Genomic DNA, 9,700 nt, shown 5'->3' with positions numbered 1-9,700 from the left:
ATCGCAAGGTCGCGTTTCATGCGATTGCTGACCGCCCAACCAATGACACGGCACGAATGCAAATCCAGAATGACAGCAAGATACAGCCAGCCCTCACGCGTCCAGACGTAGCTGATGTCACCAGCCCACTTCTGGTTTGGCTAAATTCGTCCGTCCGTTTCAGTCCCATAGTCAGTCTCCTTTGTTGCAGTAAATGCTACCAAAGGAGCGGCATCAAATCGCGACAGGTCCAAAGTGGATATATCATGACTTCGTACGATTTTTGCTTGGTACAATACGAACGAACACCGCAAGAACTTCGTCCCGCTTTGCTTGAGGTCTACTTCGACGATCGCAAGATGAGGAAAATGTTTCGAATCATCGCGACAGACCCGGTGGTCAGGGCAATACACCAGCCGAGACTGGGCCGCATTTCTGCGGGCCCACAACCCCGAACATTCAATGAGTAGGCGCGGAAATTGCCATGACAATGCTGTGGCCGAAAGCTTCTTCAATCTGCTCAAACGTGAACGCATTCGTCGCCGCACCGACAAAACCCCCGAGCAAGCCAGACAGGACATCTTCGACTACATGGAAATGTTCGATAACCCGAAACGCAAACATGTCAGGAACGATATACTGTCGCCCGTCGACTTCGAAAACAGGCAGCGTAATATGAACCAAGAAGGTGTCTCGGAAACTAAGGGCTATTCAGAATGCCGCCACAATCCCAGCGTTTATCGCACGATGAACTCGGCATGCAATGCTCCGGCTGCTTTTATACTTTTCAGGATATCTATCATATCTCTGGGAGCTACGCCGAGCGCATTCAATCCAGAGATTACTTCTGAAAGAGATGTTCCTGTGGGTATTTCGGCAAGCCCTATTCCCGGTTCTTCTTCGATTTCCACGTTTGTCCTTGGTACAATAACTGTCTCGCCGTCAGCAAAAGGGTTCGGTTGAACTGCGATTGGTGCTTCTTGAATTCGCAATGTGAGATTGCCTTGGGAGACCGCTACGCGTGAGATTCGAACATCTTCGCCCATCACTATCGTGCCCGACCTTTGATCGACGACCACGCGGGCCTTGCGTTCGGGCAAAACTGAAATGTTCTCGATGCGGCCTAATGCATGAGCCACCGATGCCATTTGCGTTAGCGGAATATCCAACTGAACTGTTCCTGAGTCTAGCATTAACGCAACGGGTCGGTTGAAATCTGCGTTTATAGCTTGTTCTATCCTCGCCGCTGTCGTGAAATCCGCATCTCGTAAGGCTAATCTAGGATTGGTTAGAGTAGAGAGATCAAATTCTATTTCGCGCTCTACACGTGCGCCAGAGGGGATCACCCCAGCGGTCGGTACACCCTGAGTAACGATGGCGCCATCCCCCTCCGCGACTGCTCCCCCGGCGATGATCGTCCCTTGTGCGACGGCATAGATTTCACCATCAGCGGCATTGAGAGGCGTCATAATAAGCGTCCCGCCAAGCAAGCTGTTTGCGTCTCCTATAGCGGAAACAGTGACGTCAATTTGCCCACCTCCTCTGGCAAAGGGCGGAAGTACTGCGGTTACCAATACTGCCGCCACATTTTGCGGCCGGAATTGCTCGCCGGTCACGTTCACGCCAAGACGTTCAAGAATGTTTGACATTATTTCTTCGGTGAACGGCGAGTTTCGCAGGCCATCACCTGTACCATTTAAGCCAACGACAAGGCCATATCCGACTAAATCATTGCCTCGAACACCATCGAACTCTACGAGATCTTTAATGCGGACTGGGCCAGCTTCAGCGGCTGTGATTACAGAAAATAATGCCGCGAAAATAATCCAAAATACTCTCATAAGAAATTTACCAATGAAAGTTGCGAACTCCGAACTGTAACCGAGTACAAGCTTTGCAAGTGAAATTGAACGGCTTCTAATTCAGTCGCCGTTTCAAAGGGATCAGCCGCGAGCAACCCACCGCGCGCGATTTCTATGCTGGTCTCTTCAGCACCATTTCGGGCGGAAATCATTTCGATGCGTTCTTCGACAAAACCGATGCTCGCTCGCAGGCTTGTCAGGTTGTCTTGGTTTTTTTGCAAACCCAGTCCAGCTAGGCCAAATAATTCCGACTGCTCATCCACTTCGAAACCCAGTGTCGCATCGCTGGCCAATGCGGCGACCGTTATGTGTGTTAGGAGTTCTTTGATCGCATCGTCATCAGCACGTATGTCGAGTGTTACATTCTCGGTATCTGACAATGCGAAGGGCGCAAGAGCGGTCGTTGAACCAGAATAAGCTAGTGCATCAAACCCAGCGGGGTCTGCAAACCAAGCTTCAGCCGCTGTAACAACATCTTCGGGTGTCGTTTGCCCCGCAACGGCTGTCCTTACAAATGCGATAAGTGTTTCGGCATCTGGAAGCGGAGCCGTATCGGTTGCAGTGCCAGCAAACAAACTCCGTCCTGCGACGTCATCGTTCAGATAGCTTAAGACACCCTCAAGCTGAGTCGCTGCGTTTTCGGATGGGTTCCCTGAAATAACACCTAGTGGCCCAGCACTGGCCAAGAGAAGGTCGAGGCCAAGGGTACCGCCTGAATCTTGAACCCGTTCCAATGAAACTTGCATTGCATCGGTTGTGTAAGCGGCTTCGATATTGGCGACCGAGTAACTTTCCAAAACCTCTAAAGAGCGCTCTAGGTCAGTCAGGTATCCGTGGTTTCCAGACATAACTTCTCTGATGTCGGAAACTTTGCCGCTCGAGAGTTCGTCCGTTAGTCGATTTAAGTCCTGCCGCAACGAAATGCTACGCCGTTGAAACAAGAAAGATTGCGCGAGATCGCCAAGAGAAGTTGCTGACATCTACTATAGCCCCAAAATTGTTTGCATCATTTCGTCTACGGCTTGGATCATCCGCGCGTTGGCAGCGTAAGTTTGTTCGACCAACATCAACCTTTGTAGTTCTTGATCGGTGTCTACGCCTTCAGCGAGTACAAGTTGGTTCAGTTCATTGTACTGCGTTGAGGTAAATGCCTGCGTTTGCTGAGCTTGCCCTCGAGTTGCACCGAGTTGTGACGTCAGGGTCGATGCGAGGCCGATCAGCGAAAATGAACCTGCCCCAAAATCACCAGATGCCGGCGTTCTGTTGACTAACATCGTTTCGGAAAGAGCTTGCAGCTGTCTAGCATCGCCAACGTCACCCTGCGTCACCGCGTTGATGCCGTCGCGCAGGCGCCAGGACTCTCCGCCTTCTTGTTTATCTACGGCGACGTTGATCCCCAGGCGATCCGAAATACCCACTTCGTTCACGGAATCGAATGCGGCACCATCATCAGTGAACAAACCCGCGTCGCCTGTGGCGAGCGTTGAGTCCACTGCGGGATCCTGAAATCGTTCGATGATATCGCGTGCAAGAGCATCTAGCTGTGTTTGAGCCTCAACGCCGAGCTCATCTCTAATCTCGAATTGTGCACCTAGAGAACCACCACCCAGTCTACCATTTTCACTACCTGTTCGCGCATCGTAACCGTTAATGGTGAGCCCAGACAGCTGACCGCCGGACTTTGTCATATATGCTGTAACTCGGTTGGCAGCCGTGAACTCAATTTCTGCAGTGCCGCCATCGAGAAGGATTGCGCCGCCTGTCGAATAAAGAGCGATCTGTCCGTTGTCTCGATCAATTTGGCGTACAGGTACAATTGCGCTGATTTCATCTACAAGCGCTTGACGGTTATCTTCTAACGCTGATGTGTCGCCACCAAGTACCGTGGTTCTGGTTATTTGGCGGTTTAATTCCTGAACACTGCTTAAGTTTGAGTTGAGCTGATTTATCTGTAGCTCAATATTTCTATCGGCCTCGCTCCGCGCGTCTTGAATGTCTTTCGACGCGGTCGAAATCAACGTAGCCAAGTCTTTCGCAGCGTTCACTGCACTGTCTAACCGTTCCGGTGCGTCGGGCCGACTGGCCGCTGTGATGAGGCTACTTTCGAATTGCGCGATCCGTGATGCGAGCGAATTGGGATCATCGGCAATCCCTAGAAAATCCTCGTAATTGGTCAAAAATTCAGTTCTATCGCTCGCATTATTCGATGCTGCGCTAGCGAGACCTCTGTCGCCAAGGAGGGCCGGATCGACGTTTCGTGTGACACCATCGATACTTACACCACCAAATTCGGATGACGAAAGCGCTACGGTTCTCACGCCATACCCTGGGGTCATCGCATTTGCGATGTTGGCTGAAATCGTTTCCGAAGTGTGGCCAGCGGCACGCAGCCCGGTCATGGCATTGGTCAATGCGGATGAAATCGACATATCCGGCTCTCTCTCTTTTAGGTTTACGGTCGCTTGATCTAATTACCGTTTGATATTGGTCGTTTCCTGCAACATCTCATCAACGGTCTGGATCACTTTTGCATTTGACGAATAGGCGCGTTGTGTTTTGATCATATCGGTCAATTCGCCTGCGACGTCAGTGGTTGATTCCTCACGCGCGAAAGAGACGATATCTCCTGTTGGACCATCGCCGGCATCCCAAAGGAAAAACGAGCCACTATCGTTAGAAGGTAGGTAGGTCTGGCTATCAAACGCACTCAACCCATTGGGATTTGCGACGTTGACCAGCGGAATTTGGTATACAACGCGGATCTCACCGGTATCGAAACTGGCACGAACATAACCGTTGGCATCGACATCCAAACCAACAAAGTTACCGATAGCGGAGCCATCTTTGGTCGTGTTGCCCGGCGTGAAACTATAGGACAGTTGGGACATACCATCGCTGTCACCAATCGTCCCGAGATCAAGTGAGATTGGGCCCGCTGCAACGTCGATGGTTACAAGGCCTGTTGCGGCATCATAGGCCGGGCTGACACCGACTGGCGTGACGGATGCCAAGAGACCGGAATCGGTCCGTGCATCTGTAAATGTCAATGTATACCGCCCAATCTCGGCACCTGCTTGCGCGGAGTCGGTCATGACCATCGTCCATTCATTGGTGGCCGGGTCAGTAGCTGTCGCAGGGGCTGTAGGCTCAAACGTGATGCTGACGCTTTGAGATGTACCCAAGTTGTCGAAATATTCGACTGAAAGCTGTTCTATTTCGGCGTCGGCGCCATATTCAGTCTCTGTTGCTGGCAGGTTCACGCCGAGCTTCATGTTCAACGTCGGATTGCCCGCCAATGCGTTTGTGTCGATCCGAACTGGCTCCAGACCATCGGCTGTGTCTCTGGGTTGATTTGGAATTGTGCCATCGGGACCTGCGGGCCAGCCCATGAGTACCAAATCAGACTGCGAGGTCAGATATCCCTCTGCATCGGTTCGGAACGAGCCCGTCGTCGTTAGAAACATGGGGGCGTCTGTCCCGGCGGTCTGGACTTGAGCCGCTTGCGCGACTGGCAACATGCCCCCACCACGAACGGCAAGGTCCGTGGCGTTTGACGTCGTAATCAACGTACCGCGTTCGTCGATGAGACGCTGCGTATTCGCCCGAACACCGCCCGCTGCGTACGACCCACCGCCAGAGGACAACACCATGGATTCAAAATCCGTCTCTACGCGCTTATAGCCGTAGGTCGATGAGTTCGCGATATTGTCGGAGATGGAGGCCAAACGCTGTGCGTTTGTTTGTAGTCCTGCAACACCCGCATTGAGCGAAGATGAAATTGTCATGGGCACGCCTTTCTGATGTGATCATCCATTGAACACTCAGATAGACGTCCCGACTTAACACCGGGCTAACAGATAAAATGCGCCCTATTTAAGCCACAATTTATCGCAGTAGCACGATCTCCACTCTGTTGTTGCGCGTCGCCATCGGATTGCGGTGCACAGGTTCTCTGTCGGCGTGCCCCGTGACGCGTTGTATCCGTTCGTTGCCTATGCCGTTTTGCTGCAACATCAGACGTGTACGCGTCGCGCGGTCTGTCGAATTGTCCCACACCGGGTTGCTGGCCAAGACCACCGCCCCTGCGCTGACATGACCTTCGACCGCGATGGCATTTGTGACGGTTTGGCTGACACTCGCGACCATATCCATCAGGGTTGTCATCAGAGTTGTGGGCTGATCTGTCCCCGCGACGAACAGCGGCAAACCATCAAGCGCAAAGAGCTCAATCACAAGACCTTCATCCGTGATACGCGTCACAACATGCTTGAGCGCCTCTTCCATCACCGTGCTCTCGCCACCCATGGCGGTCAGTGCCTCAACGATATCTTCGAATTGATCGACCGATGCATCCTGAGACGCATCTTGCTCACCATCATCGCTGCTGGTGCCGCTGTCCCCGCGGGATTGGTCTTGCTGCGCGGCATATTCGCTGGTTGCACCCAGACCGTTCTGCGGTAGCGTCTCTTCGGAAAAGATGCTCTCCCCGCCGAAGGCACCATCGCCCCCGCCGGAAACACGGTTTACCGGAATGGTCGGCGCAAAGTAGTCCGCCAACCCAGCCCGTTGTTCTTCGGTCGTCGCACTCAACAGCCACATCATCATGAAAAAGGCCATCATCGCCGTCACGAAGTCCGCATAAGCGACCTTCCACGCGCCACCATGGTGGCCTGCTGCAATGATCTTTTTCCGTTTGATGATGACCGGTGCCAGATTGCTCTGCGCAGCCATAACTCACCATTCTCATATTCACCCAACAACAGGGATACCTTCGAAGGTCTTTCTACCTCCTTAACAGGCCCTGTGTTTGTTCAAATCAACGCCAAAAACCGCCCATGGGTCACCGCGTTTTTTAGTGTATCTTTTTGAAATTAGGTGTTTAATTTCTCCTTAACCACAGTCGTCGATGTTTGGGGGTATCGGTGGGGCAGGTGGCTTAGGGCTTGCGCGATTTGGCCAGCGCGATCTGTTTTTGACGCTCGCGAAACCGATCTTTGTCCCAGTCCGACGTCTCTGCGGCGCAATGGTGGCAGCTGACACCATGTTCATAATCGGGGTGTTTCGTGTCGTCCGGCGCAATTGGGCGCCGGCAGCCGTGGCATAGCATGTGCGGCCCTTCACGCAGCCCATGCTCCACACTGACCCGATTATCGAAAACAAAGCAGGATCCATTCCAACTGGTTTCTTCTTCGGGAACCTCTTCGAGGTACTTCAAAATACCGCCCTTGAGGTGGTACACATCCTCTACCCCTTGCCCCAACAAATAGTTCGTCGATTTCTCGCAGCGGATGCCACCGGTGCAAAACATCGCGATTTTCTTGTTGTGAAACCGGTCTTTGTTGTCTTCCCACCACGTCGGAAAATCACTGAAGCTCTCGGTTTTGGGGTCGATCGCACCTTCAAATGTGCCAATCGCAACTTCGTAGTCATTGCGGGTGTCGATCACGGCCACATCGGGTGACGCAATCAGCGCATTCCACGCCTGTGGGTCAACATATTGCCCCACAGAGGCCTGTGGATCCACGTCCGGCTGGCCCATTGTGACGATTTCGCGCTTGATCCGTACCTTCATTTTGCCAAAGGGCGCATGGTCGCTTTGCGCTTCTTTCCACTCAAGTGCCTCGCACCCCGGAAGCCCGCGCAGATGGGCAATAACCGCATCTATGCCTGCACGCGGCCCGGCAATCGTGCCGTTGATCCCTTCCGGGGCCAACAACAGCGTGCCCTCGACCTTTTGGTCGATGCATAGAGCCAATAGATCTGGCTTGAAGGTCATCGGATCTTCAAACCGGGTGAAATGATAAAGTGCGGCAATCGTGTACATATGCGGTCAAATATGCCCTGCGCGCGCGCCAAGCAAGACCTCAGATGTCTCACGGGACGTATCCCTTGCCATTGACGCGTCGCACGTGGCCCCGTACCCAAAGGCAAACGAAGAGGAGGTGCATATGTCTCAGGCGCTAATCGTGATCGATCTGCAACAGGATTTTTGTCCAGGGGGGGCGCTGGCTGTCCCTGACGGGGATCGTATCATTTCACCTATCAATGCGTTGATGGCCGACTCTCAGGCCGTCGTTTTCACGCAAGACTGGCACCCCGCGGGCCATTCCTCGTTTGCGACATCGCATGAGGGAAAAGCCCCATATGACCTGATAGATATGCCCTACGGGCCGCAGGTTTTGTGGCCGGATCATTGCATTCAAGGCCAACCGGGTGCTGAATTCCACCCGGAATTGCACGCAGATCACGCTGAGATGGTCATCCGCAAGGGCTACAACGCAGCGATTGATAGCTATTCGGCCTTTTTCGAAAATGACCATAAAACCCCCACCGGGCTAGAAGGATACCTGCGCACCCGGGGCATCGATAAAGTGGTAATCGTAGGGCTGGCGCTGGATTTTTGCGTTAACTTCTCGGCGGTGGATGCCGCGCAGTTGGGGTTTGCCGTAACCGTCCGCGAGGACCTGTGCCGCGCGATTGACCTGGACGGGTCTTTGGGAGCAGCCCGTGATGGGATGCGGGCGGCAGGTGTTCGGTTGGAGGCGTCTGATGGTTGATATTGCTCGCCGCGCCTGGAACCATAAGTGGAAGATCGACCCGATCGTGCGGTCCCTGATCGATACGGATTTTTACAAATTGCTGATGTGTCAGTCCGTGTTTCGCAACAAGCCAAATACTCGGGTGACCTTTAGCCTGATCAACCGGTCCAAAGATGTACCGCTTGCGGATTTGATCGACGAAGGCGAGTTGCGCGAGCAATTGGACCACATCAGGTCACTGTCGCTGTCACGCGGAGAAAGCACATGGCTGCGCGGCAATACATTCTACGGCAAACGCCAAATGTTTCGCCCGGATTTCATGGAGTGGTTCGAGAAACTGCGTTTGCCGCCCTACCATTTGGAACGCAAAGGCGATCAATACGAGCTGACGTTTGAAGGCAGCTGGCCGGAAGTTATGTTGTGGGAAATCCCGGCATTGGCGGTGCTGATGGAATTGCGTGGCAGAGCGGTTCTAAACACTATGGGCAAATTCGAGCTGCAGGTTTTGTATGCCCGCGCAATGACGCGCGTATGGGAGAAAATCGAAGCGCTGCGCGATATTCCGGACCTTTCGATTGCCGATTTCGGCACCCGCCGCAGGCATAGTTATTTGTGGCAAGATTGGTGTGTTCAAGCCATGCAAGAGGGTTTGGGGACAGCCTTTACAGGCACGTCCAATTGCAAAATCGCCATGACCCGCGAATTGGAAGCGATCGGTACGAATGCGCATGAATTGCCGATGGTTTACGCCGCATTGGCTGCGACCGATACAGCATTGGCGCAGGCCCCCTATGACGTCCTGTCCGACTGGCACGACGAACACGAAGGCAACTTGCGGATCATCTTGCCCGACACGTTCGGAACGAAGGGGTTTTTGGACAAAGCCCCTGATTGGCTGGCAGGTTGGACAGGCATTCGGATCGACAGCGGCGACCCTGCCACGGCGGCCGAACTGGCTATTGATTGGTGGCGCAAGCGCGGCGAAAATCCGGCTGACAAACGGATCATCTTCAGCGATGGGCTTGATGTCGACAAAATCCGGCTGCTGCACAGCCAGTTTTCGGGGCGCACGAATGTGTCTTTTGGATGGGGCACCTTGCTGACGAATGATTTTCGCCGTCTGGTTCCTGGCAATCGACTGGCTCCGTTTTCATTGGTGTGTAAAGCAGTTGAGGCCAATGGCGCGCCCACGGTCAAATTGTCGGACAATCCTAACAAAGCAATGGGGCCAGAGGATGAAATCGCCAGATATAAACAGGTTTTCGGTGTCGGAGATCAGGTGCCGCTGGATGTCATTGTGTAAGATGTCGGTGCGTGACC

General features: G+C 53.3%; 8 protein-coding genes and 2 pseudogenes. 3 read left to right on the top strand and 7 right to left on the bottom strand.

All coding sequences use genetic code 11. From position 1 onward, the window contains the following. A pseudogene (locus ABJH13_RS12055) lies at positions 1-140 on the bottom strand (DDE-type integrase/transposase/recombinase); the annotation flags it as partial. Positions 141-384: 244 nt separating this feature from the next. Here ABJH13_RS12055 and ABJH13_RS12050 point away from each other — a divergent pair. After that, a pseudogene (locus tag ABJH13_RS12050) lies at positions 385-672 on the top strand (IS3 family transposase); the annotation flags it as partial. A 44-nt stretch (positions 673-716) separates the two neighbouring features. Here the strand turns inward: ABJH13_RS12050 and ABJH13_RS12045 are convergent. From ABJH13_RS12045 to ABJH13_RS12020, 6 genes are all read right to left on the bottom strand, one after another. Further along, entirely contained in the window at positions 717-1,820 is a 1,104-nt protein-coding gene (locus tag ABJH13_RS12045; protein WP_348406459.1) for a flagellar basal body P-ring protein FlgI, read from the bottom strand. Beyond that, a complete protein-coding gene (locus ABJH13_RS12040; protein ID WP_348406458.1) occupies positions 1,817-2,821 on the bottom strand; it encodes a flagellin in 1,005 nt (334 codons plus the stop codon). Before ABJH13_RS12040 ends, ABJH13_RS12045 begins: the two co-directional genes overlap by 4 nt. 3 nt (positions 2,822-2,824) lie before the next feature. Next, complete coding sequence (gene flgK, locus ABJH13_RS12035) at positions 2,825-4,270, bottom strand: flagellar hook-associated protein FlgK (protein WP_348406457.1); 1,446 nt, start codon at positions 4,268-4,270, stop codon at positions 2,825-2,827. Between the two features lie 42 nt (positions 4,271-4,312). After that, complete coding sequence (locus ABJH13_RS12030) at positions 4,313-5,626, bottom strand: flagellar hook-basal body complex protein (RefSeq protein WP_348406456.1); 1,314 nt, start codon at positions 5,624-5,626, stop codon at positions 4,313-4,315. Between the two features lie 100 nt (positions 5,627-5,726). Continuing rightward, positions 5,727-6,572, bottom strand: coding sequence for a flagellar motor protein MotB (locus ABJH13_RS12025; protein ID WP_348406455.1), 846 nt, complete (start codon positions 6,570-6,572; stop codon positions 5,727-5,729). A 205-nt stretch (positions 6,573-6,777) separates the two neighbouring features. Further along, the gene (locus ABJH13_RS12020) at positions 6,778-7,665 is read right to left on the bottom strand and encodes a rhodanese-related sulfurtransferase (RefSeq protein ID WP_348406454.1); all 888 of its coding nucleotides are present in this window, start codon (positions 7,663-7,665) and stop codon (positions 6,778-6,780) included. 124 nt (positions 7,666-7,789) lie between these two features. On the opposite strand from ABJH13_RS12020, the gene pncA reads away from it, so the two are divergent. Continuing rightward, positions 7,790-8,398, top strand: coding sequence for a bifunctional nicotinamidase/pyrazinamidase (gene pncA / locus ABJH13_RS12015; RefSeq protein ID WP_348406453.1), 609 nt, complete (start codon positions 7,790-7,792; stop codon positions 8,396-8,398). Further along, positions 8,391-9,683, top strand: coding sequence for a nicotinate phosphoribosyltransferase (pncB, locus tag ABJH13_RS12010; RefSeq protein ID WP_348406452.1), 1,293 nt, complete (start codon positions 8,391-8,393; stop codon positions 9,681-9,683). Before pncA ends, pncB begins: the two co-directional genes overlap by 8 nt. The last annotated feature ends 17 nt before the right edge of the window (positions 9,684-9,700 follow it).

The sequence above is a fragment of the Roseobacter sp. genome (assembly GCF_039970775.1).
Lineage (GTDB): Bacteria > Pseudomonadota > Alphaproteobacteria > Rhodobacterales > Rhodobacteraceae > Roseobacter.
This window is presented reverse-complemented; position numbering and strand designations above follow the sequence as displayed.